Raw genomic sequence first — 25206 nt, forward strand, 5'->3', positions numbered from 1 at the left:
AGACCCCCAGGTGGGCCCGGCCCGCGCGGGGGGGGGGGCCCGGTGCGGGGGGGCCCGGGGGCAAAAAAACCCCCGCCCCCCCCGGGCCCCCCCCCCCCGGGGGGGGGGGCGCCGCGCCGGTTTGTTTGTCAATGGATGATTTTGTCCGTATCGGCCCTATCCTGGCCGCACTATGGTGCGGCAACTCGGAGAACTCGAGAACGACATCATGACCCGGGTCTGGCAGTGGAACCGCCCGGTCACGGTTCGCGAGGTTCTGCAGGATCTGGCGTCGGAACGCGAAATCGCGTACACGACGGTGATGACGGTGCTCGACAAGCTCTACCGAAAGGGCTGGCTGCGGCGCGAGCAGTCCGGGCGGGCGTATGTATATGAGCCGGTCTCCTCGCGGGAGGCGTACACCGCCGCGTTGATGAACGAGGCGTGGGCCACCAGCGACAATCCGGCGGCGGCGCTGGTGCACTTCTTCGGACTGATGTCACCGGAGCAGCGGGAGGCGCTGCGCGATGCGCTGCGGGTGGCCGGTGTCGATACGGATGAGACCCGGGAGCCTCCGGCGCGATAACGTCCCGCCCATGGAGGTCACCATCCGCCGGGCGCGGACCACCGACGTGCGGGCCGTTCGCCGGCTCATCGACGCGTACTCGCGCGAGGGCATTCTGCTCGACAAGCCGACCGTCACGCTGTTCGAATCCGTCCAGGAGTTCTGGGTGGCCGAGCGCGACGAGGACGGCGTGGTGGTGGCCTGCGGGGCGCTGCACGTGATGTGGGAGGACCTCGCCGAGGTGCGCACCCTGGCGGTGGATCCGGCCTGCAAGGGGCACGGTATCGGCCATCTTCTGCTGGCGAAGCTGCTGCAGACCGCGCGTTGGCTCGGAGTCCGTCGGATTTTCTGCTTGACGTTCGAGACCGTGTTCTTCGCGAAACACGGCTTCGTGGAGATCGGCGAAAACGACGATCGTACGTCAGACCCGGCAGTCGTGGCCACGGAAGTCTATGAAGAACTCCTGCGCTCGTACGATGAAGGTGTGGCGGAGTTCCTGGACCTGGAGCGGGTGAAGCCGAACACGCTCGGCAACTCGCGCATGCTGCTGCACCTCAGCTGACCCTCCCGGGGCGCCCAGGGGTTTGTGTTTTCCGGGAAAAGGCGGTTTCCTTTCCTCAGGCAATGGATCGTTAACGCGGAAAGGGAAGCCCGTGGCACAGAGGGTTCAGGTCATTCTGGAAGACGATCTCGACGGCGGCTCCGCGGACGAGACCGTGACGTTCGCCCTGGACGGCGTGGCCTACGAGATCGACCTGAAGAGCGACAACGCCGAGAAGCTGCGCGTCCTGCTGGCGCCGTACGTGGAGAAGGGCCGCAAGCAGAGCGGCCGGCTCTCCGCGCCGCGCCGCAGCAGCGGCCGGGCCGCCGGTCGGGCCGCCGGGGGCGGCCAGCCCGACACCGCGAAGATCCGCGAGTGGGCGAAGGAGAACGGCTTCCAGGTCAACGACCGCGGCCGCGTCCCGAGCAACGTTCGCGAGGCGTACGAGAAGGCCAACGCCTCCTGACGTCGGCCTAGCGCGCCTGCGGCAGCCCCAGGCGCAGCCGCAGGCAGGCGTCGGCCAGGCAGTCGAGCAGCCGCAGCAGGTCGGGCGAGCCCAGGTCCAGCGCGGGCCCGGGCGCGCTCCGGTCGGGGTGCGGCGGGGGCTCGTCGGCGCCGCACTGCGCGGGCACCCGGTCGGCGGCCGCGCGGCCGCCGGCGTCCAGTTCGACGGGCAGCCGCAGCTCCTCGCCCCAGCCGAGCCAGCGGAGCAGTTCCGGGACGAGTTCGGCGGCGCCCGGGGCGAGCGGGAAGGCCGCCCGGTCGCCGTGCGGCTCCACCGGCCCGGCGGGCCGGCCGAGCCGCTCCAGCCGGCCCAGCGCGGCCCGCGCGGCGGCGAGCGGCACCAGCAGCCGGTCCGTCCCGGGGGGCGGCGCGGCCGGGGCGGGATTCCGTACGAGCGGCGCGACGGTCATGGGCTGTGCAACGCTGTACGGGTGAAGCGGTAACGCGACCCGCCGCCGGATGGCGGTACGTCACCCCGCCGGGCTGAGTGGCTGTCACCTCCGCCACCGCCCGCACGCCCCGGACGCGACTTCTCGCGGGGCGAACACCACCGGCCCGGAAACTGCGCGAAACCCGCCGGAATACCGGGTATGAATGCAGGTGGACGAGGTCCCCGGGCCCCGTCCCAGGCAGTTCGCGCGACCGGTCACCCGGTACCCGCCGAGCCGTGTTCGCCGTTGGCGTAGCGCGAAGCGGTGCATCGGGCCCGTCTCCGGGAACACCGTCTTCCAGCATCGGGTTGGATTTGGTGTCGGCTGGTCGCGCAGCGATGTTGCTCCCGCGTACGCGGGAGTTCCGAAGCCGCGCCGCTGAGCGGGACTAGCATGCGGAAGGACAGGGCGGGGACGGCCCCCGAACTGACCGACCGCTCTGAGGAGCGATTAACGATGTTCGAGAGGTTCACCGACCGCGCGCGGCGGGTTGTCGTCCTGGCTCAGGAAGAAGCCCGGATGCTCAACCACAACTACATCGGCACCGAGCACATTCTCCTGGGCCTGATCCACGAGGGCGAGGGTGTCGCCGCCAAGGCGCTGGAGAGCCTCGGGATCTCGCTCGAGGCGGTCCGCCAGCAGGTCGAGGAGATCATCGGCCAGGGCCAGCAGGCCCCGTCCGGTCACATCCCCTTCACCCCCCGGGCGAAGAAGGTCCTGGAGCTGTCGCTCCGCGAGGCCCTTCAGCTCGGCCACAACTACATCGGCACCGAGCACATCCTGCTCGGCCTGATCCGCGAGGGCGAGGGCGTCGCCGCCCAGGTCCTGGTGAAGCTGGGCGCCGATCTCAACCGGGTGCGTCAGCAGGTCATCCAGCTGCTCTCCGGCTACCAGGGCGGCGGCAAGGAGTCGGCGACCGCCGGCGGCCCCGCCGAGGGCACCCCGTCCACCTCGCTGGTCCTCGACCAGTTCGGCCGGAACCTCACCCAGGCCGCCCGCGAGGCCAAGCTCGACCCGGTGATCGGGCGCGAGAAGGAGATCGAGCGGGTCATGCAGGTGCTGTCCCGCCGCACCAAGAACAACCCCGTGCTGATCGGTGAGCCCGGCGTCGGCAAGACCGCCGTCGTCGAGGGCCTGGCACAGGCGATCGTCAAGGGCGAGGTCCCGGAGACGCTGAAGGACAAGCAGCTCTACACCCTCGACCTGGGCGCCCTGGTGGCCGGCTCCCGGTACCGCGGTGACTTCGAGGAGCGCCTGAAGAAGGTGCTCAAGGAGATCCGCACCCGCGGCGACATCATCCTGTTCATCGACGAGCTGCACACCCTGGTCGGTGCGGGCGCCGCCGAGGGCGCGATCGACGCCGCCTCCATCCTCAAGCCGATGCTGGCCCGCGGTGAGCTCCAGACCATCGGTGCCACCACGCTGGACGAGTACCGCAAGCACCTGGAGAAGGACGCCGCGCTGGAGCGCCGCTTCCAGCCCATCCAGGTCGCCGAGCCCTCGCTCCCGCACACCATCGAGATCCTCAAGGGCCTGCGCGACCGGTACGAGGCGCACCACCGCGTCTCGATCACCGACGCCGCCCTGGTCGCCGCCGCCACCCTGGCCGACCGGTACATCTCGGACCGCTTCCTGCCGGACAAGGCGATCGACCTGATCGACGAGGCCGGTTCCCGGATGCGCATCCGCCGGATGACCGCGCCGCCGGACCTGCGCGAGTTCGACGAGAAGATCGCCGACGTGCGCCGGGAGAAGGAGTCCGCGATCGACGCGCAGGACTTCGAGAAGGCCGCCTCGCTGCGCGACAACGAGAAGCAGCTGCTCACCGCGAAGGCCAAGCGGGAGAAGGAGTGGAAGGCCGGCGACATGGACGTCGTCGCCGAGGTGGACGAGGAGCTCATCGCCGAGGTCCTGGCCACCGCCACCGGCATCCCGGTCTTCAAGCTGACCGAGGAGGAGTCCTCGCGCCTGCTGCGCATGGAGGACGAGCTGCACAAGCGGGTCATCGGCCAGGAGGACGCCATCAAGGCGCTCTCCCAGGCGATCCGCCGCACCCGTGCCGGCCTGAAGGACCCGAAGCGCCCGGGTGGCTCGTTCATCTTCGCCGGCCCGTCCGGTGTCGGTAAGACCGAGCTCTCCAAGACGCTGGCGGAGTTCCTGTTCGGCGACGAGGACGCGCTGATCGCGCTCGACATGTCCGAGTTCTCCGAGAAGCACACCGTCTCGCGCCTCTTCGGCTCCCCGCCCGGATACGTGGGCTACGAGGAGGGCGGCCAGCTCACCGAGAAGGTGCGCCGCAAGCCGTTCTCGGTCGTCCTCTTCGACGAGGTCGAGAAGGCCCACCCGGACATCTTCAACTCGCTGCTGCAGATCCTGGAGGACGGTCGCCTGACCGACTCCCAGGGCCGCGTGGTCGACTTCAAGAACACGGTCATCATCATGACCACCAACCTCGGCACCCGGGACATCTCCAAGGGCTTCAACCTGGGCTTCGCGGCCACGGGTGACACGGCCACCGGGTACGAGCGGATGAAGGCCAAGGTCAGCGAGGAGCTCAAGCAGCACTTCCGGCCGGAGTTCCTGAACCGTGTCGACGACATCGTGGTGTTCCACCAGCTGTCCGAGGCCGACATCATCCAGATCGTCGACCTGATGATCGACAAGGTGGACGGCCGCCTCAAGGACCGCGACATGGGCCTGGAGCTCAGCGTCGAGGCCAAGAAGCTGCTGGCGAAGCGCGGCTACGACCCGATCCTGGGTGCCCGTCCGCTGCGCCGCACCATCCAGCGCGACATCGAGGACCACCTGTCCGAGAAGATCCTCTTCGGGGAGCTGCGGGCCGGCCACATCGTGGTCGTCGGTGTGGAGGGTGAGGGCAAGGAGGCCAAGTTCACCTTCCGCGGCGAGGAGAAGTCCCCGGTGGCCGACAGCCCGGCGGCGGTCTCCTCCACGGCGGGTCCGGATCTGACGAAGTAAATCTGTCGACAAAGGCAGGGCCCCGGCGATATATGCCGGGGCCCTGCCTATTTTCTCGGCCTTTTCAGTTGCAAAACTGTTTACGCTTCCATCCGCGTGTGAATCGGGCCCGTCCGGGGCCGAACGGGCGACCGCCCTCCCTCGTACGGATGCGATGGACCGCCTGGTTGAGCGGCTGCAGGGTAGATTGACTGACTATCAGATCAGCTGCGCCGCGGGAGGATAGCGCCGTGACCATGCCATGGTCAAGGTCTTTCTTTTTTACTCATACTTGGATCGAATGTCCTCCACCTGTCTTTCATTGGTTCACCGGCGCATGCCAAGAGCAACGCCGGTAAGGGGAGGACGTCACCACCTTGAAGATATCCAAGAGGGCCGCTGCGGCCTCGGCCGCCGTTATGGTCGCCGCGGCGCTCGGCGCGGGCATGCTCCCGGGTATGGCCACCGCCGCGCCCGTCACGCAGTCGCACGACCCGGCCGACGCTGCTTCCAGCGTCAAGGGCGGCGACTACGACCTGCCCGGCCCGAAGACCGCCGAGGTCAAGGCCGAGCAGCAGGCTGCCGTCGAGCAGATCGTGAACGGCACCGCCAAGATCGAGCAGCACGGCGGCTCCACCAGCGTGAAGCTCGGCCGTGACAAGTACGTCGAGCTCAAGCGCGAGCGCACCGACAAGATCTTCACCATCCTGGTGGAGTTCGGCGACGAGGTGGACAACACCACCAAGCTGCCCGACGGCACCGTCAAGTACGGCGGCGAGCCCGGCCCGCGTCACAACCAGATCGCGCAGCCGGACAAGGCCAACGACAACTCGACCGCCTGGCAGGCCGACTACAACCAGGCGCACTTCCAGAACATGTACTTCTCGAAGTCTCAGCCCTCGCTGAAGACTTACTACGAGAAGCAGTCCTCCGGTCGGTACTCCGTCGACGGCCAGGTCACCGACTGGGTGAAGGTCGCGGCGAACGAGGCCCGTTACGGCTCGGACTACTGCAAGCAGCACGTCTGCAACAACGCGCAGGACCTGATCCGCGACGGCGTCAACGCCTGGGTCGCCGACCAGAAGGCCAAGGGCCAGACGGACGAGCAGATCAAGGCCACCATCGCGTCGTACGACCAGTGGGACCGTTACGACTTCGACGGCGACGGCAACTTCAACGAGCCCGACGGTTACATCGACCACTTCCAGATCGTGCACGCCGGTGAGGACCAGTCCGCCGGCGGCGGCGCCCAGGGCACCAACGCCCTGTGGGCCCACCGCTCGTACGTGTACGGCAACCAGGCCGGCAAGCAGGGCCCCGACAACAACAAGCTCGGTGGCACCCCGGTCGGCACGTCCGGCATCTGGATCGGCGACTACACCATGCAGCCGGAGAACGGCGGCCTGGGCGTCTTCGCTCACGAGTACGGTCACGACCTCGGTCTGCCGGACCTCTACGACACCTCCGGCCAGGGCATCGACAACTCCGTCGGTTTCTGGTCGCTGATGTCCTCGGGCTCCTGGCTCGGCGAGGGCAAGGACTCGATCGGCGACATGCCGAACGACCTCGACGTCTGGTCGAAGCTGCAGCTCGGCTGGCTGGACTTCGACAAGGCCAAGGCGGGCGAGCGCAAGCTCAGCCTGATCGGCCCGGTCGAGTACAACAACCGCCTGCCCCAGGCGCTGGTCGTCGACCTGCCGAAGAAGACCGTCACCACCGAGATCAACACCCCGTTCGCCGGTGCGAACGAGTGGTGGAGCGGCAGCGACGACAACCTCAACGTCACGCTGACCCGTGGCCTGGACCTCACCGGGAAGACCTCGGCCAAGCTCACCGCGAAGGCCTGGTACGACCTGGAGACGGACTACGACTACGCGTACCTCGAGGTCTCCGCGGACAACGGCGCCACCTGGACCTCCGTCCCCGGCACCTTCAACGGCACCGCGCTCCCGGACAACGCCGTCAACGGCTCCTCCGGCGGCAACTGGGGCGACCTGGCCTTCTCGCTCGACGCCTTCGCCGGCAAGAACGTCAAGGTCCGCTTCCACAACACCACCGACGGTGGCGTCCACATGAAGGGCCTGGCCCTGGACGACATCGCGATCACCGTCGACGGTGCGGCCGTCCTCACCGACGGCGCGGAGAACGGCGACAACGGCTGGACCGCTGCCGGCTTCTCCCGCATCACCGGCAAGTTCTCGAAGGACTACGACCAGAAGTACCTGATCGAGAACCGTCAGTACGTGTCCTACGACACCACGCTGAAGACCGGCCCGTACAACTTCGGCTTCACCAACACCCGTCCGGACTGGGTGGAGCACTACGCCAACCAGAACGGCCTGCTGATCTGGCTGTGGGACTCCTCGCAGACGGACAACAACGTCGCCAACCACCCGGGTGCCGGCCTCGTCCTCCCGGTCGACGCCCACCCGGCGCCGCTGAAGTGGTCCGACGGCACCCTGATGCGTCCGCGCCTCCAGGGCTACGACTCGACCTTCGGTTTCGAGCGCACCGACGGCCTGAGCCTGCACAAGGCCGACGTCGCCACCACCATCAAGGGCGAGCGCGGTGTCACGGTCTTCAACGACCACACCAACAAGTACTGGGACGCGTCCAACCAGTACGCCGGTGTGAATGTCCCCGACACTCACACCCAGATCGAGGTTCTCTGGAACAGCATGAACAAGCTGGAGACCCTGATCTACGTCAAGCCCGTGAAGTGACCTTCCGGCACTGACTGACCGACGTCACGGCCCCCGGCGGAGCGATCCGCCGGGGGCCGTGCGGCGTTTCGGAGCACCGCCGTCCGACCCGGAAACCGTCGGAAAACCCGCCGCCGGCACAGGGCCTGACTGTGCGTCAGATCAGCTCGAGGAAGCGCTCCATGGCCTCGGTGATCTCCTTGCCGCTCCACTCCAGCGCGTCCGCACCGGTGGTGATCTCGGTCATCGCGAGGCCGGGCAGCGGGCCGGGTTCGCTCCAGGCGCCGAAGAGGGCGATGCCGTCGCGGCGGGCGAGTTCCAGGCCGGCCCGTTCGAGGTCGGCGGCGGGGTGGGGCAGCCAGAGCTGGAACTGGTGGGTGTGCGGCGGGTCGGGGTTGATCCGGGCGCCGGGGACGTCGGCGAGGGCGGCGGCGACCACCTGGGCCTGGTCGAGGTAGGAGTCGAGGCGGGGCAGTTCGGTGTCCAGGCCGTGCAGGGCGGCGAGTGCGGTCGGCCACTGCTGGAACAGCTGGCCGCCGTAGCGGTGCCGCCAGACCTTGGCGCGGGCGACGAAGTCCTCGCCCCCGGCGAGCACGGCACCGCTGACGCCGCCGAGCGTCTTGTAGCAGGAGACGTAGACGGAGTCGGCGGCCTCGCAGATCTCGGGCAGGGTGCGGCCGAAGTGCCGGGTGGACTCCCAGAGCCGGGCGCCGTCGAGGTGGACGAACCAGTTGCCCTCGGCCGCCTCGTAGAGCGCGGAGAGCTCCTCCCAGGTGGGGAGGACGAATCCGGCGTCGCGCAGCGGGAGCTCCAGCATCAGGGTGTGGAAGGGCTCGTCGAGGGCGAGGAGCTCGGCGGGGGTGGGCTGGCGCGGCGCGGTGGTGGGCCAGACCGTGCGCAGGCCGCTGAGGTCGGCGTAGGCGCGGCGCTCGTGCCGTTCGGGGTGGGAGAGCGGGTGCATGGCGACCGTGGTGCCGCCGTCGGGGAGGTCGGCGAGGCAGCGCAGGGCGACCTGCTGGGCCATGGTGCCGGTGGGGAAGAAGGCGGCGTCGCCCTTGCCGAGCAGTTCGGCGACGCGGAGTTCCAGGGTGCGGACCAGGCCGTCGCCGTACAGGTCGGTGGGCACGTCGAGGTCGTACGGGCCGTCGGCGGTGGCGGCGAGGTCGGCGAGGCGTTCGCGGACGGTCTGCGGGCGGGGACCGGAGAGGATGCGGTCGGCACCCCGGCGGGCGGCGAAGCGGCGGGCGCGGAGGTCGGCGGCCGGGTGGGACGCAGTGCTGGTGGCATCGGTCATCCGCCGATCATCGCGGATCCGGGGCAGGCCGGGAACCACCCGTACGGTCCGTGTCCGCACTGTTGCGTCAAGGTCTCATGCCCCGCCCGGGGTGTCCTGAAACAGCCCGTTTTCGGTGGTGCTGGTCACAGGGGGTGAGCTCGATACGACGGCCGATAGTAGGACGCCGGGCACCCGATGCGCTGTCGGGCGGCGGACGGGCGGCGGACGGGCGGCGGACGCGCGTGTCCGGCACTACCCACCGTCGTACGTCACACCGTTTGGGGTCCCCGGCCGGGCCCGTTTACACCTGAATCCGTTGCATCCAGCCCGGCGAGCAGCACTGCTCGGCCCCGCGCTGGCCCCGTCCGCGAGGTCTGTCACCCGATGCGTTCGCTCCCCACCGCCGGCCGCCGTCTCCTGCAGGCGATCGGTTCCTCCCAGCACGTCCGTTCGATGCTCTCCGCCGACCGCACCGCCGCCCTGCGGCTGCCCTTCGGCCGGGCGCACCTGGCGAGCGTCCGCAAGACCCCCGCCACGGCGGTGTGGGGTGGCACGGCGGTGCTGGCCTTCGGTGTGCTGCTGATGCCGGGCCACGCGTCCGCGCAGACCGTGCACCCGACCACCCCGGGCAGCTCGGTGTTCACCTCCCACGGCGCCGCGGTCGAGCCGGTGGGCGTGCAGATCGCCGCGCCGAGCGCGTACGAGGTGCCGTCCGGCGAGTCGACGCAGGACCGGGTCGCGGTCGCCGCGAATCTGACCGACGACGCCGCCGTCGAGGCCCAGGCGCAGGCCGCCCAGGCCCAGGCACAGGCACAGGCCCAGGCCGAGGCGGACGCCGCCGCGGCGGCGCAGGCCGCCGACCAGGCCGCCCGTGACGCCCAGCGCGCCGCGCTGCCGGCCGAGCAGCCTGCCGCCGAGCAGCCGGCCCCGGCGAAGCCGTCCTGGTCCTCCCCCGCGCCGGGTGCCCAGATCAGCAACCCGTACGGCAAGGCCAACGCGCACTACGCGGCCGGCTACCACACGGGTACCGACTTCGCGGTGTCCGTCGGCACCCCGCTGCTCGCGGTCGGCGACGCCACCGTGGTGTCGGCGGGCCCGGACGGCGCGTACGGCAACGAGATCGTGCTGAAGCTGTCGGACGGCAAGTTCGCCCAGTACGCGCACATGTCGAAGCTCTCGGTGAAGGCCGGCCAGCACGTCTCGGCGGGCGACACCATCGGCCTGTCCGGCAACACCGGCAACTCGACCGGCCCGCACCTGCACTTCGAGATCCGCAACGCCAACCGCTACGCGGCCGTGATCGACCCGCTGACGTACCTGAAGCAGCACGGCGCGAACAACTTCTAAGCGCTCTTCGGCCGCTCGATCCGGGCGGCGATCTCCAGCGAGACCTCCAGGGCGGCAGCCATCGCCTCCTGGAGGGTGCCGGGCCGGGACTCCAGGTAGCTGATGTCCCGGTCCTCCTCGCATTCGTCGAGGTCGTGCTTGAGCAGGAACATCGCGGAGTTCACCGAGAACAGCGCCATGGTGGCGCGCAGCCGGTCCCGGAAGTCGGAGCCCGGCGGGTGCAGCAGCCGCACCATCCGCACCATCCGGTCCTTGAACGCCAGCCCGGCCTGCGACTCGCGCAGGGCGGGCTGGTTCTCGTGGAAGAAGCGCAGCAGCGGCGCCCGGTCGGCCATCCCGGCGGCGAACCGCCGGATCAGCTCGTCCCGCAGCTCGGGCGACCAGGGCTTGCCCTCGCCGTAGGCGATCGCCTCGTCCATCGGCGCGGCCATCGACTCGACGATGCCGCGGACGATGTCGTCCTTGGTCTTGAAGTGGTAGTAGAGGGCCGCCTTGGTCACGCCCAGCCGGTCGGCGATCTCGCGCAGCGAGGTCTTCTCGTACCCGTGCTCGGAGAACAGCTCCAGCGCCACGTCGAGGATCCGCGCGCGGGTGTCGCTGCGGGGGCTCTGCGTCGTACTCATCGCTGGCGGCCTGCCTTGTGACTGCGGTCGGTGGGTCGGCCGGCGGTCTGACGCCGACGGCTCGGTGCATTCTCCCTGCCCGGACGCGCCGTCTCGAAACTGACTTGACGCCCGGCTAGTGAACAACTTACCGTGCCGGACGACGATTCACTAGCCGGTCGTCAAGTAAGTGAGCCGCGCGGCACCCAGGGCGCGGCCTAGCAGCCGTCGGGGAGACGCACGATGACCAAACCCACGTCCGAGACCGCCGCCGACGAACCATCGGCGCCCGCGGACCCCAACGAGCCCGTGGAGCGCTCGCCGCGCGAGATCCGGCTGGTGATGGTCGGCCTGGTCATCACCATGCTGCTGGCCATGCTGGACAACCTGATCATCGGCACCGCGATGCCGACGATCGTCGGCGAGCTGCACGGCTCCGAGCACATGGCCTGGGTGGTCACCGCCTACACCCTGGCCACCGCCGTCTCCACCCCGATCTGGGGCAAGCTCGGCGACCTCTACGGCCGCAAGGGCTCCTTCCTGATCTCGATCGGCATCTTCCTGGCGGGCTCCGCGCTCTCCGGCCTCGCCGACTCGATGACCGCGCTGATCGCCTTCCGTGCCGTCCAGGGCCTGGGCGCCGGCGGTCTGATGGTCGGCGTGATGTCGATCATGGGTGCGCTGGTCGCGCCGCGCGACCGCGGCAAGTACCAGGGCATGTTCGCCGCCGTGATGGCGCTGGCCACCGTCGGCGGCCCGCTGATCGGCGGCTTCATCACCGACCACCTGAGCTGGCGCTGGACGTTCTACGTCAACCTGCCGCTGGGCGCCGTGGCGCTGGCCTTCGTCATCGTCACCCTGAAGCTCCCCAAGGTCCGCTCCACCGCGAAGATCGACTACCTCGGCGCGATCCTGCTGACCGTCGGCATCACCTCGCTGGTCCTGATCACCACCTGGGGCGGCCAGGAGTACGCCTGGGGCTCGAAGCAGATCCTCGGCCTCGCCGCGCTCGGCGCCGCCTCGCTGATCGGCTTCTGCTACGTCGAGCAGCGCGCCGAGGAGCCGGTCATCCCGCTCGGCCTGTTCCGCAACCGCAACTTCACCATGGTCTCGGTCATCGGCTTCATCGTCGGCTTCGCGATGTTCGGCGCGGTCGCCTACCTGCCGCTGTACCAGCAGATCGTGCAGGGTGCCTCGGCCACCAACTCCGGCCTGCTGCTGATGCCGATGATGTTCGGCATGCTGGTCATCTCGCTGGTCGTCGGCCAGGCCGTCACCAAGACCGGCAAGTACCGGATCTACCCGATCATCGGCACCGCCGTGATGGCCGGCGGCTCGCTGCTGCTGTCCACCCTCGCCGTGGACACCGGCCGCTTCTCCTCCGCCTGCTACATGGTGGTGCTCGGCGCCGGCATGGGCTTCCTGATGCAGATCACCATGCTGGTCGCGCAGAACAGCGTGGAGCTCAAGGACATGGGCGTCGCCTCGTCCTCCGCCACCCTGTTCCGCACCATCGGCGGCTCCTTCGGCGTCGCCCTGTTCGGCGCCCTGTTCAACAACCAGGTCAAGGACACCATGGCGGCCGGCAGCAGCGCCGCCGCGGGTTCCGGCGGCGGTCAGCCGATCGACCCGGCGCAGCTGCTCGACCCCACCAAGCTGCGGGAAACGAAGAACACCGGCCTCCAGGACCTCGTCCACCACGCCGTCTCCGACGGCATGCACACCGTGTTCCTGTGGGGCGCCGTGATCAGCCTGGTGGCCGTCGCCGCCGCGCTGTTCCTGCGCGAGGTGCCGCTGCGCGGCGCCGGCCAGGGCGCCCCGAAGGACGCCGCCCCCGAGGCCCAGCTGGAAGCCGCCCTCTAGTCGCGCCGGGCGGTCACACCGGCAGCCGGTAGACCCCCGGGCCGACCGGCTCCACCAGCCCGTCCGCCACGAGCCCGTCCAGCGCCCGAGCGCGCTGGACGGGCTCGTGCCACACCTCGTCCAGCCGGGCCTGCTCGACCTCCCCGTGCGCGTCCCGCAGCACCGCGAGCAGCTTCCCCCGCACCTGACGGTCGGTCCCCTCGTACGTCTGCCCGCGCCGCGCCGGACCCTCGTACGGCGGGCACCCCGCCCGCTGCCACGCGCACTCCGCCCGCAGCGGGCACGCCCCGCACTCCGGGCCGCGCGCCGTGCAGACCAGCGCGCCCAGCTCCATCACCGCGACCGCCCAGGTCGCCGCGGTCTCCTCGCGGGCGGGCAGCAGCTCGACGGCGGTCCGCCGCTCGGCCGCGGTGGTCGCCTGCGCCGGGTACTCGACACCCGTGACCGCCCGCGCGAACACCCGCCGCACATTGGTGTCCAGCACCGCGTGCCGCTGCCGGAACGCGAACGAGGCGACCGCCGCGGCGGTGTACTCGCCCACCCCGGGCAGCGCCAGCAGCTGCGCGTGGTCGGTGGGCACCTCGCCGCCGTGCTCCTCGGTGATCGCGGCGGCGGCGGCGTGCAGGCGCAGCGCCCGGCGCGGGTAGCCGAGCCGGCCCCACATCCGGACCGCCTCACCCGGGGCGTCGGCGGCCAGCGCCGCCGGGGTCGGCCAGCGCTCCAGCCACGCCGCGTACGCCGGCAGCACCCGCTTGACCGGGGTCTGCTGCAGCATGAACTCGCTCACCATCACCGCCCACGGCGAGGCGTCGGCCGTCCGCCAGGGCAGGTCGCGGGCGTTGGCCCGGTACCAGTCGATGACGGTGCGGTGCAGCCGGGAGACGGCGGCCGCCGGAAGCGCGGTGGAGGAAGCGGTAACCATGGCCCCCCGATCCTCCCACGCCCGCCGGGGACGGCGGCCGGGCCCGGTCGAACAGGCCCGGCCGGACCGGGCCCGGTCGGACGGGCCTCAGAGGCCGAGGTCGTCCAGTTCCTTGTGCAGCGCGGCCCGGGAGCTGTCCGGCAGTGCTCCGCCGGTCTGCGCGGGGACGGCCGTGGCGGCCGCCGCCCGTCGGGTGGAGCGGTCGCGGAAGATCCACGCCCCGGCGAGGCCGCCGAGCAGCCCGCCCAGGTGCCCCAGCCAGCTGATCCCGGGGGTGCCGGGCAGCGCGGTGGTGAGCAGGTAGGCGAAGGAGGCGAACATCACCAGCCCGATCAGGCTGTCGATCAGGTTCCGGTCGAAGAGGCCGCGCAGCACCACGTAGCCGAAGTACCCGAAGACCACGCCGCTGGCGCCGGCCGTCACCGAGCGGACGTCCGCGAAGCACCACACCGCGGCGCCGCTGGTGAGCGCCACCAGCAGGGTCAGGCCGAGGAACTTCTTCACACCGCGGTACGCGGCGAGGAAGCCGAACACGAACAGCGGGCCCGAATTGCCCTCCAGGTGCGCCCAGTTCAGGTGCAGGAACGGCGCGGAGAGCAGGTTCGGCAGCGCGGACACGTCGTGCGGGCGGATGCCGCCGTCCACGAACAGCCGGGAGTCGTCGAGCCAGTTGACCACCTGCAGGACCCACACCGCACACAGGAAGCCGAACACGGTGAAGAAGGCGCGTCGCGCCTCCTCGATCATCCGTACCGGATCGATGCTGCTGCCGGCGCGGGCGCCGTGGTCGGTGGCCATGAGGGCGACCCTAGCGCGGGGTGCGGTCGGAACGCTTCCCCCGTCCGGAGCAAATGGCGGATCATGTGAAGGAAGTGGCCCCGGCGAGGTGTTGATGCGTCAGACGGTCCACACAGTCTCGTAGAGTTTGCGCGTGCCCTCTCTGCGTCAACCCGTCGGACCGCTGCCGGCCTCGATCTACTGGCGACGGCGCCTCATCGTGCTCGCCGCGCTGGCGGCGATCCTCGTCCTGATCGCCTGGCTGACCTACGGCACGGGCGGTGGCGGCGACAAGCCCAAGCAGGGCGCGCATCCGGCGCCGGCCCAGTCGATCACGCCGGGCGCCTCGCCGTCCGGTTCGGCGATCACCAGCCGGCCCGGCGGCACGGGCGGCGGTGGCGGGACGGTCTCCGGCGGCGGTGGCGGCGAGGTCTCCATCACCACCGGCGGCGTCGGCGGCTCCGCCACCCCGGGCACGGGCTCCGCCGGGGGCACCACGGGCTCGGCCGGCGGCACGGGCACCGGCGGCGCCGGCGGGACGAGCGGTACGGGCGGCGGCACCGGCGGCGGGGCGCCACAGGTGAACACCGCCGACGTGATGGCCCTGCCGATCTGCTCGGTCTCGCAGCTCGCCCTGGAGCTGGCCAGCGCCCAGAACGCGTACCAGCCCAAGGACCGTCCGCGCCTCGCGCTGACCGTCCGCAACACCTCCGGCGCCAACTGCCGCGTCGACCTGGGCCGGACCGCGTCGACCCTGACGGTCACCTCCAGCAGCGGCGAGCGGGTGTGGTCCTCGGGCGACTGCCCGAACGACCGGGCCGGCGCCTGGGCGCAGATCCCGGCGGGCAGCGGCCTGACCGAGTCCTTCAACTGGGACCGCAGCCGCTCCAAGCCGCAGTGCGCCACCGCCGACCCGACGCCCGCCCAGCCGGGCAACTACCTGGTCCAGGCGGACCTCTCCGGCCCGTCCGGCGGCCCGGTCTCGGCCCGCACCTCGATCCGGCTGGACAGCTGACCCCTCGTCCGATCCGCCCCGAACGCCGACGGCGGGAGCCGTCCACCCCTCGGTGGACGACTCCCGCCGGCGCCTCTCCCGCAGCCCCCCGCGCCACGGGCCCAGGCGGTCCCGTGCGGCCTCAGGCGGGCCAGGACGTCCCGCGCAGCGACCGGCCCAGGGTCGACGGCAGCAGGCCGAGGCCCAGCAGCGCGGCCAGCGCCACCAGCACCGGGCCCGCCGCGAAGCGGTCCAGCAGCAGGCCGGAGACGAAGGTCCCGATCGGCATGCCCACCATCAGCAGGGTCATCGTCGCCGCGATCACCCGGCCGCGCAGCTCGTCCGGCACCTGCTGGAAGATCAGCACGTCCACCATCACCCGCAGCGCCGGGACGCCGAGCATCATCACGGCGAGCGAGCAGAACACCACCACCGGACCGCCCAGCAGCGCCGGCAGCAGGAACATCGGCACCGCCAGCCAGGCCACCACCAGCAGCAGCGCGCCGGGCGCGAGCCGCTTGTGCAGCCGGGTGACCAGCGGGGCGCCGAGCAGGCCGCCGACCGCCTCGCCGGCCAGCGCCAGGCCGATACCGCCCGTGGAGGTGCCGCCGTCGCGCAGCCGCACCATGACGGCCAGCAGCATCGCGGAGCCGGCCAGGTTCATCGCCAGGGTGACCAGCAGGGTCGAGCGCAGCAGCTTCTTGGACAGCAAGTAGCGCACCCCCTCCAGCACGGCGCCGCGCTGCTTGCCGCCCTCCCCGTCCGCGCCGCCGTCGGCGTTCTGCGCCGGGCTCTCGAACCGGACCGCCCAGGAGGCGGAGAGCGCCAGCAGCGAGGTGAGCGCGGTGGTCAGGAACGGGACCGCGCTGCCGAGGCCGAGCAGGAAGCCGCCCAGCGGCGGGCCGATCAGCGCGGCGCCGTTGACCCGCAGCTCGTCCTGGGCGAGCGCCTGACGCAGCTGCACGGCCGGCACCACCGCGCGGATCGCCAGCATCCGGACCGGGCCGCCGTACGCCATGGTCGCGCCGAGGACGGCGGCGACCAGCAGGGTGTGCGGCACGGTGAGCCGGTGCAGGGCCAGCGCGGCGACCATGCTGAGCGCGGCGAGCAGTCGGACCGCGTCGGCGGCCAGCAGGATCCGGCGCCGGTCGTGGCGGTCGGCGACCGCGCCGCCGTGCAGGCCGAACACGGCGGAGGCGGCGAACTGCACCGCGCCGAACGCCCCGGCCAGGGCCGGCGAGCCGGTCATGGCCAGCAGCAGGAGGGGGTAGGCGGTGTCGGCGAGGCAGGTGCCGAGCATCGCGGAGGCCGCGCCGCCCCACAGCACCTGGAACCGCCAGTTGCGCCGCAGCGGCACCGGCTGCTGCGCGTCGGCCTCGGCCGGGGCCGTCGTCCCGAGATCCGTCGCCATGGTTCCCACCCCTTGTCCGGGCCGCTCGGCCCATTCACGTCTGCGCTGCCATTCATGGCCTCGCAACCATTCACGCTTGAGTGAATGGTTGCACCTCCGAGAATGATTGCGCAAGCGTTGACGTTGTGAGAACTTGAGAACGTGGTTGAGCAGATGAAAGAACGCGAGGTCAGCGACGTGGCGACGCTGAAGGCGATCGCCGACCCGGTACGCCTGGCGATCCTGGACGCGCTGATGCGACGCGACCCCGAGCCGCAGTCGGTCAAGGAGCTCGCGGCGGAGATGGGCGAGACGCCCACCAAGCTCTACCGGCACATCAAGGTGCTGGAGCAGACCGAGCTGATCATGGTCGCCGAGACCCGCCTGGTCTCCGGCATCGTGGAGAGCCGCTACCGCCCGGCGCAGCGCTCACTGCGTCTGTCGCCGCAGGTCTTCTCCGACGGCGAGTCCGAGCACCCCGAGGTGCTCGGCGCGATGCTCGCCGCGCTCGACATGGTCCGCACCGACTTCGAGAACCGCTTCCTCGCGGGGAGGATCGACTTCCCGGCGCTCTCGGACGGCACCTCCAGCCCGGGCAAGTTCGCGCACTTCAGCATGCGGATCCGCCCCGAGCGCCTGGTCAAGCTCCGCGGGCAGCTGGACGCCCTGCTGGACGAGCTCGCCGACGAGGGCGACTCCACCGACGAGGACGCGGTGGACATCACCCTGATGACCCTGCTCTACGCGCTCAAGCCGGAACGCCCGCGGCAGAAGTGACCCGACGAGCCGCCGGGCCCGGCCCCGCCGGGCCCGGCGCTCTCAGACGTAGCGCTCGAGGATGGACGATTCTGCGAGCCGCGACAGCCCCTCGCGCACCGAGCGCGCCCGGGTCTCGCCGACGCCCTCCACCGTCTGCAGGTCGTCGATCGACGCCGCCAGCAGCTTCTGCAGCCCGCCGAAGTGCTCCACCAGCCGCTCGATGACGGTGTTGGGCAGCCGCGGCACCTTGGCCAGCAGCCGGTACCCGCGCGGCGAGACCGCCGAGTCCAGCGACTCCGGCGTGCCGGAGTACCCGAGCGCCTTGGCGACCGTCTGCAGGTCGAGCAGCTCGGCGTGGGTGAGGGCCTCCAGGTCGGCCAGCACCTCGGTGACGGTGCGGCCCTTCTTGGCGGCCCGCTCCGGGAAGTAGTCCCGGGCGACCAGCTCGCGCTCCGGCTCGACGCCGGCGATCAGCTCGTCCAACTGCAGCGAGAGCAGTCGGCCGTCGGTGCCGAGCTCCAGCACGTACCCGGCGATCTCGGCGGCGATCAGCCGGACCATCTCCAGGCGCTGCACCACCGCCGACACGTCGCGGACGGTGACCAGGTCCTCGATCTCCAGCGCGGAGAGGGTGCCGGCCACCTCGTCCAGGCGGAGCTTGTACCGCTCCAGCGTGGCGAGCGCCTGGTTGGCGCGGGAGAGCACGGTGGTGGAGTCCTCCAGCACCCGCCGCGTCCCGTTGACGTACATCGCGATCAGCCGCATCGAGTGCGAGACGGCGACCACCGGGAAGCCGGTCTGCCGGTTGACCCGCTCGGCGGTGCGGTGCCGGGTGCCGGTCTCGTCGGTGGGGATGGTCGCGTCCGGCATCAGGTGGACGCCGGCCCGGACGATCTTGGTGATGTCCTTGTCGATCACCACGGCGCCGTCGAGCTTGCACAGCTCGCGCAGCCGGGTGGCGGTGAACTCGACGTCCAGCACGAAGCCGCCGGTGGACAGCGCGTCCACGCTCTTGTCGAACCCGAGCACGATCAGACCGCCCGTGTTGGCCCGGAGCACCCGCTCCAGACCGTCGCGGAGCGCCGTGCCCGGCGCGATGGCACTGAGAGAAGCCCGCAGCAGGGCCTCCTCGCGGGGGGACTTGTCCGCCCGGTCGCTGGCTGCCACGTGACTCCTCCGGCCGACCCGGACCGTGTGGCGCGGCGCCCGACGGTCTGTCTCTTATTACTGCACTTGATGCCAATTAGACAGGGCAAAGTCTAACTGCGTGCGGCAATAACAGGACGTGAGTCAGCCCAGTTCGTCCGAGTCGACCGGTTCCCAGCCGGCCATGAGCTCGTCGGAGTAGGCTGCGACGCTTGCCCGCCCGGACGCCGCGGGGGCCTGCCGGGGCGCCGGAGCACCCTCCGTACGGGGCTTGGCGGCGGCCTTGCGGCGGCCCGGGATGGCCCGCAGTGCCTCGCCGATGTCGGCCACCTCCACCACCTTCATGCCCGGCGGGACCTTGCCCGGGTCCGGCGGGACGAGCGCATGGGTGAAGCCCAGCCGGTGCGCCTCGGCGAGCCGCCGCTGCACCCCGGTCACCCGGCGGACCTCGCCGGCCAGGCCGACCTCGCCGATCGCCACCAGGTTGCTGGGCAGCGGAGTGTCCGAGGAGGAGCTGGCCACGGCCAGGGCGATCGCCAGGTCGGCGGAGGGCTCGGTGAGCTTCACCCCGCCGACGGTGGCGGTGTAGATGTCCTGCTTGCCGAGCTTGACGCCGCCGTGCCGCTCGACCACCGCGAGGATCATCGCGATCCGCGGCGACTCCAGGCCGGAGGTCGTCCGCCGCGGCGAGGGGATCTGCGAATCCACCATCAGCGCCTGCACCTCGGCGACCAGCGGGCGCTTGCCCTCCAGGGTGACGGTCAGGCAGGTGCCCGGCACCGGCTTGGCCCGGCGGGTCAGGAACAGCCCGGACGGGTCGGCCAGCCCCTCGATGCCCTCGTCGTGCAGCTCGAAGCAGCCCACCTCGTCGGTGGCGCCGTACCGGTTCTTGACGCCCCGGATGAGGCGCAGCCGGGCGTGCCGGTCGCCCTCGAAGGAGAGCACCACGTCGACCAGGTGCTCCAGCAGGCGGGGACCGGCGATCTGCCCGTCCTTGGTGACGTGGCCGACCAGCAGGGTGGCCATGCCGCGCTCCTTGGAGGCCCGGATCAGCGCGCCCGCCACCTCGCGGACCTGCGCCGGGCCGCCGGGCGCGCCGTCCAGCTCGGCCGAGGCGATGGTCTGCACCGAGTCGAGGATCAGCAGGCCGGGGTTGACCGCTTCGATGTGGCCGAGCACCGCGCCGAGGTCCGACTCGGCCGCCAGGTAGAGGTGGTCGGAGAGGGCGTTGATCCGGTCCGCCCGCATCTTCACCTGTCCGGCGGACTCCTCGCCGGTGACGTAGAGCGTGCGGTGCCGCTCGGTGGCCGCCTTCGCCGCCACGTCCAGCAGCAGGGTGGACTTGCCGACGCCCGGCTCGCCCGCCAGCAGCACCACGGCGCCCGGCACCAGGCCGCCGCCGAGCACCCGGTCCAGCTCCGGCACGCCGGTGGAGCGGGCCGTCGCCACCTGCCCGTCGACCTGCGCGATCGGCTTGGCCGGGGAGCTCACCGGGCCCGCCGCGGTCGTCCGGATCGGCACCGCGCCGTACTCCTCCACCGTGCCCCAGGAGTTGCACTCCGGGCAGCGGCCCACCCACTTCGGGAGCTGGTTGCCGCACTCCGTGCAGCGGTACGCCGGGCGCGGCTTGGCGGTGGTCTTGGTACGGGCTGCCATGCGGCCAACCGTAGCGGGTGGGTCAGACAACACCGCGCCGCGCAGACCGCGGTCCTGTTACCCGAAAGAAGTACAAGCCCCCGAAACCACCCGGGCGGGCGGCCCCGCGTCTCTACCGTCGGGAACGTGACGACCAGGTTCGCCTCCCCCACGAGCGCCGCCGACTCCGACCTGCTGCGCGCCTACGGCCACAGCGTCGACGGGCTGTTCACCTACTGCCTGTCGGTGCTGTGCGAGCACGACGCGGCGGTCACCGCCCTCGCCGAGGTCCGCGACCTCGCCCTGCGCAACGGCGACCGGCTCGCCGACCCGGCACTGCTGCGCGCCTGGCTGTACGCGCTCGCCCGGCACGCCTGCCTGGCCCGGCTGGAGCGCGGGGTCGGCCCGTCCGCCCCGGTCGGCGCCGAGCGCGCCGCCGAGCGCCGCCGCGAACTCGCCTCGCTCGCCTGGCCGGAGGCCGCCGGCACCGACCCCGAGCAACGCGAGGCGCTGGAGCTGGCGGTCCGCCACCGGCTCTCCACCGACGAGGTCGCGGCCGTCCTCGGCCGCACCGCCGAGGACGCGGGCGCCCTGCTCGACGCCGCCGGCGCGGAGGTCGCCCGGACCAGGACCGCCCTGCTGGTGCTCGGCGTCGGCAACTGCCCCGAGCTGGTCCGGCTCGGCGGCGTCGGCGCGGAGAGCTGGCGCGGCTGGGTGCTCGGCCCGGCGCTGCGCCGCGAGCTGGTCGCCCACGTGGTCGACTGCCCGACCTGCCGGGGCACCGCCGACCGGGTCGGCGGCGAGCTCGGCACCGGGCTGCCCGGCCTGCCGCTGCTCCCCGCGCCGGTGACGGTCCGGGTCGGCGGCGCCGCCGACCGGCTGCCCGGCGGGACGGCCGGCGCCGCGTTCCTGGCCGGCGCGGCCGCCGCGCGGCGGGCCGCCGCCCCCGTCCCGCCGGGCGAGGCCGGGCCGCGCTTCGACCAGCGCGGCTTCCCCCGGCACCGGGCGCCGTCCACCGGGCGGGCCGCCGTGGTACGGCAACGGATGGTCACCACCGGCGTGCTGGCCGCCGTGCTCACCGCGCCCGTGGTCGCCCTCTGGGCCGCCCACCGGGACGGCGACGGGCCCGCCACGGCGGCCCCGGTCTCCTCGGTCCGGGTCGACAGCGCGCCCACCCCTGCCGCCGACCACCCCGCGGAACCCGTGCCGGTGACCGACCCGACCCCGCCCGCCGACGCGGTGCAACTGGTCGGAGCGGCCGTCGATGCAGAAACGTCCCTCCCCGCGGTCCAGGGCCCGCTGGTCCCGGTGCCCTCGCACGGCACGCGCGCGCTCTCCAGCCCCGCTCTCTCCCCCGTCCACGCCGCGCCCGACGCCCCCGCGCCGCAGGCCCCCGCCGCGGCACCCGGGCAGCTCACCGTCGAGGCCGGCGAGTACGGCAACCGGACGGTCATCACCCTCACCAACAGTGGCGGCAGCCCGATCGCCTGGCACGCCGTCCTGGACGTCGACTGGCTGCGCCTCAGCCGCGACTCCGGCACCCTCACCCCCGGGCAGCGGATCACCGTCACCGTCACGGTGGACGAGACCCGCGCCCCCGAAAGCCACTGGACCGCCCGGATCGCCCTGCCCCCGTCCCAGGCCGTGGTCACCCTGGAGGGCGGCCCCGTCCACCGCGGCGGCCAGACCCCGCCCCCGACCGACCCCACCCCCGACCCGACCCCCACCGACCCCGGCACACCGCCCCCGGCCACCACTCCACCCACCGACCCGCCCGCCGATCCCGCGCCCAGCACCCCCGGCACCCCGCCCCCCGCCGACCCCGCGCCCGGCACCCCGGCCCCGACCACCGGACCCGCCACCGCCTCCCCGTCCGCCTGACCCCGCGCACCCCTCACACCTCGGCGGCACCCGGGCGGCGCCTCGGCCTCACTTCGGCCGGATCGGCGGGATGCGGTACGTGCCGTCGAGGACCGCCGCGCCGGGCTCGTACAGCCGGATCATCGGCCGGAACGCGCCCTCCGGCGCGGGCAGCCAGTTGGCCGGGTCGGCGGGCCGCTCGCGCTGGATCACCAGGGTCAGCGAACCGTCCGGCGCGTACACCAGACCGGGCGTGCGGTCGCCGATCGAGTAGCGGTCGGCCGGGTTCTCCACCAGGTAGTACTCCGGAACGCCGTACATCGTCACCGACCAGAACCCGTCCACCGGCGGCAGCTCGTCGAAGCGCAGCGTGTACGCGTGGGCGCCGGTCAGCGGCCTGCCCTCGGCGTCGTCGTACGTGTTGCCGTACACCGCCTCGTACGCGTGGTTGCCCCACAGGCCCATCCGGGCGGCGACCGCGCGGGTCAGGTAGGCGGCCCTGCGGTCGGCGATCCGGAACCGCGGCTCGTCGCGGGTGCCCGGGCCGAGGTGGTCCAGGTTGTAGTCGAAGAGGTGCAGGTTGACGTTCCACTCGCCGGCCGGCCGGCCCTCGGCGGGGCGGGTCGCGGCCTCGACCCGCTCCTTGCCGTCCGCCAGGCCGGCGACCAGCATGCCCACCCACTCGGCCGGACCGTCCCGGTACGGGGAGCGGCCGTCGTCGAGCAGGCCGATCGGGGCGAAGCGCTGCTGGTGGGCGAGGTCCGCCTCGGCGGGCGGGAAGGCGGCCGCCCAGACCCGCAACTGCTCCAGGAGGCGCAGCTCCTCGGGCACGTCCGGGTCGGGCTCGGGGATCCCGGCCAGGATGCCGCCCGGTTCGAGCGGCGCCAGGGTGAGCTTCCGCTGCAGGGCGGCCACCCGGGGCAGGTCCGCGGGGCCGTCGCAGGCGAAGCGGGCCGCGACGGTGGCCACGGTGGTCGGCGCGGTGATCACTCCGACGCCGGCGGGCGGGGTCCCGTGCCAGTGCGGCGGGGTGATCAGCCAGGTCTGCTCGCCGGTCCCGGTGGACCGGCGGCCGATGTACGCGAAGTTGTTGGTCCAGGCGTCGATGAACTGCAGCACGTAGTACGCCCCGGCGGTGTCCGGCACGTGCAGCAGCAGCGGACCGCCGGACAGGTCCAGCTGCGCCGCCGAGTAGACGGTGTCGTTGTTCACCGAGACGAAGTGGCTGGCGGGGGTGGCCAGTTCGTCGGCGTGCCCGAAGGTGTTGAACGGACCCGGCCCGATCGCACCGAGCCCCGAGACGTGGAACGTCCCGACCATGCTCAGGTCGCAGACCAGCGGGTAGCCGTAGACGTACGCGTCGGCGGCCAGCGTCCGAGGGGTTCCGTCGGCCATGCGGGAGCACTCCTGAGAGGTCGGTGGGGCGCGGTGGGGCGGCTCGGGCGGTGGGGCGGCTCAGTCCGCGGGGGTGAGCCCGGGCAGCGGCCGGCGGCCGTCGAGGACGGCCGGCTCGGGCCCGTACACCCGGATCACCGCCGTGAACGGACCGTCCGGCGCGGGCAGCCAGTTGGCCTCCTCCCCGGGGTCGGCAGGGCGCTCGTGCCGGAGGTGGAGGGTCAGCCCGCCGTCCGCGTCGTAGCGCAGGCCCGGGGTCCGGTCGCCGATCGAGTACCGGTCGATCGGGTTGTCCACCAGGAAGCGTTCGGGCATCCGGTACATGCTGATCGACCAGAAGAACCGCGCCGCGGGCAGCCCGCCGGGCGGGAAGCGCACGGTGTACCCGCGCCCGCCGGAACAGTCGCCCGGCCAGCCGCTGTACCAGGCCTCCTCCTCCGGCAGCCCGTACAGGCCCTTCATCGCTCCGACCGCCCGGCCCAGGTAGTCGCCGCCCAGCTGGACGCGGGTGCCGAACAGTCCGTGCGACCCGGTGGTCCGCTCCGCCTCCTCCTCCAGCTTCGCCCGGCCGTCCTTGATGCCGAGCAGCAGGGCCTCACGGGTCTCCGCCGGGAGCGTGGCCGGCTCGAAGTCGCCGCTGCCCACGCCCAGTTCGGCCAGCCGGCCGCGCAGCTCCGCCTCGGCGGGGAGCACCGGGAAGAAGCCGAGCAGGAAGTCCAGGTCGGTGAAGAACTCCAGGGTGTCCAGCACCTCCTCGCCGCGCCAGACCGGCCAGACCGGCTCGGCCGCCACCGGCCGGGGCATGCCCAGGTGCTCGCTCAGCGGCTTCAGCACGTACTGGGCCTGCAACTGCTCCAGCGCGGCGACATCGTCCGGACCGGCCAGGTAGGTGCGGCCGATGATCCCCACCAGGTTGGTGTCGGCGCGCAGCATCCCGTCGAAGTCGGCCGGCTGCTCGCCGTGGTAGCCGGGCCCGGCCACCAGGTACCGCCCCGCCTGCCGGCCGGTGGTGCGGGAGCCGATGAAGCCGACGTAGCTGGTGTCCAGGTCGTGCACCGGGATCACGTAGTACCGGTCGGTGGCCGGCACCTCCAGCACCCACGGCTCCGCGCGCAGGTCGAGCCAGGCCATCGAGTACGGGGTGTCGTTGTTGGGCGTCACCACATCGGTGTTGGCCGGGGTGAAGGGGTGCGGGTAGTGCCGGAAGACGCCGAAGCCACCGACGTAACGCGGGTCGGCGTCGTCGATGGCCTGTGGATAGATCGTCCGGTAGTTCTCCAGCAGCGCGTAGCCCCAGATCCACGCCTCGGCGGCGGTCGCCCGCACGGTCGTCGGGTCGACGAGCACCGGGTTGCCCACAGCACACCCCTCCTCTAATTGCGGATGAATCAGACATATCACCCAGACGGGTACAGGGGGATGCTATGCGCCGTATGACGGCCCGGCATGTCGGCTCCCGGCTCCTCGGCCGGGCGGTCCGCCGGTCGCCGGTCGCCGGTCGGCCGGTCCGCCGTCGGTGAACACCCTCCGCCGACAGTGAACGCATCTGTGCGAACGGTCTCC

General features: G+C 72.0%; 20 protein-coding genes. 10 read left to right on the top strand and 10 right to left on the bottom strand.

Annotation, left to right across the window (positions count from 1 at the left end; translation table 11 throughout):
* Positions 1 to 172 precede the first annotated feature (172 nt).
* From ACGFX4_RS33200 to ACGFX4_RS33210, 3 genes are all read left to right on the top strand, one after another.
* Positions 173 to 565 (top strand): BlaI/MecI/CopY family transcriptional regulator, encoded by a 393-nt coding sequence (locus ACGFX4_RS33200; protein ID WP_393082459.1) that lies wholly within the window; start codon positions 173 to 175, stop codon positions 563 to 565.
* Positions 566 to 575: 10 nt separating this feature from the next.
* Positions 576 to 1106 (top strand): amino-acid N-acetyltransferase, encoded by a 531-nt coding sequence (locus ACGFX4_RS33205; protein WP_393082462.1) that lies wholly within the window; start codon positions 576 to 578, stop codon positions 1104 to 1106.
* 91 nt (positions 1107 to 1197) lie between these two features.
* The gene (locus ACGFX4_RS33210) at positions 1198 to 1551 is read left to right on the top strand and encodes an Lsr2 family protein (protein WP_345697747.1); all 354 of its coding nucleotides are present in this window, start codon (positions 1198 to 1200) and stop codon (positions 1549 to 1551) included.
* 7 nt (positions 1552 to 1558) lie between these two features.
* Here ACGFX4_RS33210 and ACGFX4_RS33215 read toward each other — a convergent pair whose 3' ends face one another.
* Positions 1559 to 1999, bottom strand: coding sequence for a hypothetical protein (locus ACGFX4_RS33215; protein WP_393082465.1), 441 nt, complete (start codon positions 1997 to 1999; stop codon positions 1559 to 1561).
* A gap of 477 nt (positions 2000 to 2476) precedes the next feature.
* Here ACGFX4_RS33215 and ACGFX4_RS33220 point away from each other — a divergent pair, with 477 nt between their 5' ends.
* Together ACGFX4_RS33220 and ACGFX4_RS33225 are read left to right on the top strand one after the other, a co-directional pair.
* Complete coding sequence (locus ACGFX4_RS33220) at positions 2477 to 4996, top strand: ATP-dependent Clp protease ATP-binding subunit (protein ID WP_393082468.1); 2520 nt, start codon at positions 2477 to 2479, stop codon at positions 4994 to 4996.
* A 398-nt stretch (positions 4997 to 5394) separates the two neighbouring features.
* The gene (locus tag ACGFX4_RS33225) at positions 5395 to 7698 is read left to right on the top strand and encodes an immune inhibitor A domain-containing protein (RefSeq protein ID WP_393082616.1); all 2304 of its coding nucleotides are present in this window, start codon (positions 5395 to 5397) and stop codon (positions 7696 to 7698) included.
* Between the two features lie 136 nt (positions 7699 to 7834).
* On the opposite strand, the gene ACGFX4_RS33230 is transcribed toward ACGFX4_RS33225, so the two are convergent.
* On the bottom strand, positions 7835 to 8971 hold the full coding sequence (locus ACGFX4_RS33230; protein ID WP_393082471.1) for a threonine aldolase family protein: 1137 nt from the start codon (positions 8969 to 8971) through the stop codon (positions 7835 to 7837).
* 366 nt (positions 8972 to 9337) lie between these two features.
* On the opposite strand from ACGFX4_RS33230, the gene ACGFX4_RS33235 reads away from it, so the two are divergent.
* Positions 9338 to 10300 carry a M23 family metallopeptidase gene (locus tag ACGFX4_RS33235; protein ID WP_393082474.1) on the top strand — a complete coding sequence of 321 codons (963 nt, stop codon included), beginning with the start codon at positions 9338 to 9340 and terminating at the stop codon, positions 10298 to 10300.
* Here ACGFX4_RS33235 and ACGFX4_RS33240 read toward each other — a convergent pair.
* Entirely contained in the window at positions 10297 to 10923 is a 627-nt protein-coding gene (locus tag ACGFX4_RS33240) for a TetR/AcrR family transcriptional regulator (protein ID WP_393082477.1), read from the bottom strand. The genes ACGFX4_RS33235 and ACGFX4_RS33240 overlap by 4 nt on opposite strands.
* A gap of 222 nt (positions 10924 to 11145) precedes the next feature.
* Between ACGFX4_RS33240 and ACGFX4_RS33245 the strand changes: the two genes are divergently transcribed.
* Positions 11146 to 12765, top strand: a complete 1620-nt coding sequence (locus ACGFX4_RS33245) for an MDR family MFS transporter (RefSeq protein ID WP_393082480.1) — start codon at positions 11146 to 11148, stop codon at positions 12763 to 12765.
* Between the two features lie 13 nt (positions 12766 to 12778).
* Here the strand turns inward: ACGFX4_RS33245 and ACGFX4_RS33250 are convergent, their stop codons facing one another.
* Positions 12779 to 13687 carry an A/G-specific adenine glycosylase gene (locus tag ACGFX4_RS33250; protein WP_393082483.1) on the bottom strand — a complete coding sequence of 303 codons (909 nt, stop codon included), beginning with the start codon at positions 13685 to 13687 and terminating at the stop codon, positions 12779 to 12781.
* A gap of 87 nt (positions 13688 to 13774) precedes the next feature.
* Positions 13775 to 14485 carry a rhomboid family intramembrane serine protease gene (locus ACGFX4_RS33255; protein WP_393082486.1) on the bottom strand — a complete coding sequence of 237 codons (711 nt, stop codon included), beginning with the start codon at positions 14483 to 14485 and terminating at the stop codon, positions 13775 to 13777.
* A 133-nt stretch (positions 14486 to 14618) separates the two neighbouring features.
* Here ACGFX4_RS33255 and ACGFX4_RS33260 point away from each other — a divergent pair, with 133 nt between their 5' ends.
* Positions 14619 to 15479, top strand: a complete 861-nt coding sequence (locus ACGFX4_RS33260) for a hypothetical protein (protein ID WP_393082489.1) — start codon at positions 14619 to 14621, stop codon at positions 15477 to 15479.
* A gap of 121 nt (positions 15480 to 15600) precedes the next feature.
* Here the strand turns inward: ACGFX4_RS33260 and ACGFX4_RS33265 are convergent, their stop codons facing one another.
* On the bottom strand, positions 15601 to 16869 hold the full coding sequence (locus tag ACGFX4_RS33265; RefSeq protein WP_393082491.1) for an MFS transporter: 1269 nt from the start codon (positions 16867 to 16869) through the stop codon (positions 15601 to 15603).
* Positions 16870 to 17010: 141 nt separating this feature from the next.
* Between ACGFX4_RS33265 and ACGFX4_RS33270 the strand changes: the two genes are divergently transcribed.
* Positions 17011 to 17625 (top strand): ArsR/SmtB family transcription factor, encoded by a 615-nt coding sequence (locus ACGFX4_RS33270; RefSeq protein ID WP_393082494.1) that lies wholly within the window; start codon positions 17011 to 17013, stop codon positions 17623 to 17625.
* 42 nt (positions 17626 to 17667) lie between these two features.
* Here the strand turns inward: ACGFX4_RS33270 and disA are convergent, their stop codons facing one another.
* Both disA and radA read right to left on the bottom strand, forming a co-directional pair.
* Positions 17668 to 18726: a DNA integrity scanning diadenylate cyclase DisA gene (gene disA / locus ACGFX4_RS33275; RefSeq protein ID WP_393082619.1), complete on the bottom strand. Its 1059-nt coding sequence runs from the start codon at positions 18724 to 18726 to the stop codon at positions 17668 to 17670.
* Positions 18727 to 18897: 171 nt separating this feature from the next.
* Positions 18898 to 20409: a DNA repair protein RadA gene (radA, locus tag ACGFX4_RS33280; protein ID WP_393082496.1), complete on the bottom strand. Its 1512-nt coding sequence runs from the start codon at positions 20407 to 20409 to the stop codon at positions 18898 to 18900.
* Between the two features lie 126 nt (positions 20410 to 20535).
* Here radA and ACGFX4_RS33285 point away from each other — a divergent pair, with 126 nt between their 5' ends.
* Positions 20536 to 22269 carry a hypothetical protein gene (locus ACGFX4_RS33285; RefSeq protein WP_393082499.1) on the top strand — a complete coding sequence of 578 codons (1734 nt, stop codon included), beginning with the start codon at positions 20536 to 20538 and terminating at the stop codon, positions 22267 to 22269.
* 48 nt (positions 22270 to 22317) lie between these two features.
* Here the strand turns inward: ACGFX4_RS33285 and ACGFX4_RS33290 are convergent, their stop codons facing one another.
* Positions 22318 to 23643 carry a DUF1254 domain-containing protein gene (locus ACGFX4_RS33290; RefSeq protein ID WP_393082501.1) on the bottom strand — a complete coding sequence of 442 codons (1326 nt, stop codon included), beginning with the start codon at positions 23641 to 23643 and terminating at the stop codon, positions 22318 to 22320.
* Positions 23644 to 23703: 60 nt separating this feature from the next.
* Positions 23704 to 25002: a DUF1254 domain-containing protein gene (locus tag ACGFX4_RS33295; RefSeq protein ID WP_393082504.1), complete on the bottom strand. Its 1299-nt coding sequence runs from the start codon at positions 25000 to 25002 to the stop codon at positions 23704 to 23706.
* Between the last annotated feature and the right edge of the window lie 204 nt (positions 25003 to 25206).

Source organism: Kitasatospora sp. NPDC048365, assembly GCF_043200835.1.
Taxonomy (GTDB): Bacteria; Actinomycetota; Actinomycetes; order Streptomycetales; family Streptomycetaceae; genus Kitasatospora; species Kitasatospora terrestris.

Bases quoted from the DNA above. Each gene is read 5' to 3' on its own strand.
- ACGFX4_RS33200 (WP_393082459.1), top strand. From the start codon at position 173: ATGGTGCGGCAACTCGGAGAACTCGAGAACGACATCATGACCCGGGTC.
- ACGFX4_RS33205 (WP_393082462.1), top strand. From the start codon at position 576: ATGGAGGTCACCATCCGCCGGGCGCGGACCACCGACGTGCGGGCCGTT.
- ACGFX4_RS33215 (WP_393082465.1), bottom strand. From the start codon at position 1,999: ATGACCGTCGCGCCGCTCGTACGGAATCCCGCCCCGGCCGCGCCGCCC.
- ACGFX4_RS33220 (WP_393082468.1), top strand. From the start codon at position 2,477: ATGTTCGAGAGGTTCACCGACCGCGCGCGGCGGGTTGTCGTCCTGGCT.
- ACGFX4_RS33225 (WP_393082616.1), top strand. From the start codon at position 5,395: ATGGTCGCCGCGGCGCTCGGCGCGGGCATGCTCCCGGGTATGGCCACC.
- ACGFX4_RS33230 (WP_393082471.1), bottom strand. From the start codon at position 8,971: ATGACCGATGCCACCAGCACTGCGTCCCACCCGGCCGCCGACCTCCGC.
- ACGFX4_RS33235 (WP_393082474.1), top strand. From the start codon at position 9,338: ATGCGTTCGCTCCCCACCGCCGGCCGCCGTCTCCTGCAGGCGATCGGT.
- ACGFX4_RS33240 (WP_393082477.1), bottom strand. From the start codon at position 10,923: ATGAGTACGACGCAGAGCCCCCGCAGCGACACCCGCGCGCGGATCCTC.
- ACGFX4_RS33245 (WP_393082480.1), top strand. From the start codon at position 11,146: ATGACCAAACCCACGTCCGAGACCGCCGCCGACGAACCATCGGCGCCC.
- ACGFX4_RS33250 (WP_393082483.1), bottom strand. From the start codon at position 13,687: ATGGTTACCGCTTCCTCCACCGCGCTTCCGGCGGCCGCCGTCTCCCGG.
- ACGFX4_RS33255 (WP_393082486.1), bottom strand. From the start codon at position 14,485: ATGGCCACCGACCACGGCGCCCGCGCCGGCAGCAGCATCGATCCGGTA.
- ACGFX4_RS33265 (WP_393082491.1), bottom strand. From the start codon at position 16,869: ATGGCGACGGATCTCGGGACGACGGCCCCGGCCGAGGCCGACGCGCAG.
- radA (WP_393082496.1), bottom strand. From the start codon at position 20,409: ATGGCAGCCCGTACCAAGACCACCGCCAAGCCGCGCCCGGCGTACCGC.
- ACGFX4_RS33290 (WP_393082501.1), bottom strand. From the start codon at position 23,643: ATGGCCGACGGAACCCCTCGGACGCTGGCCGCCGACGCGTACGTCTAC.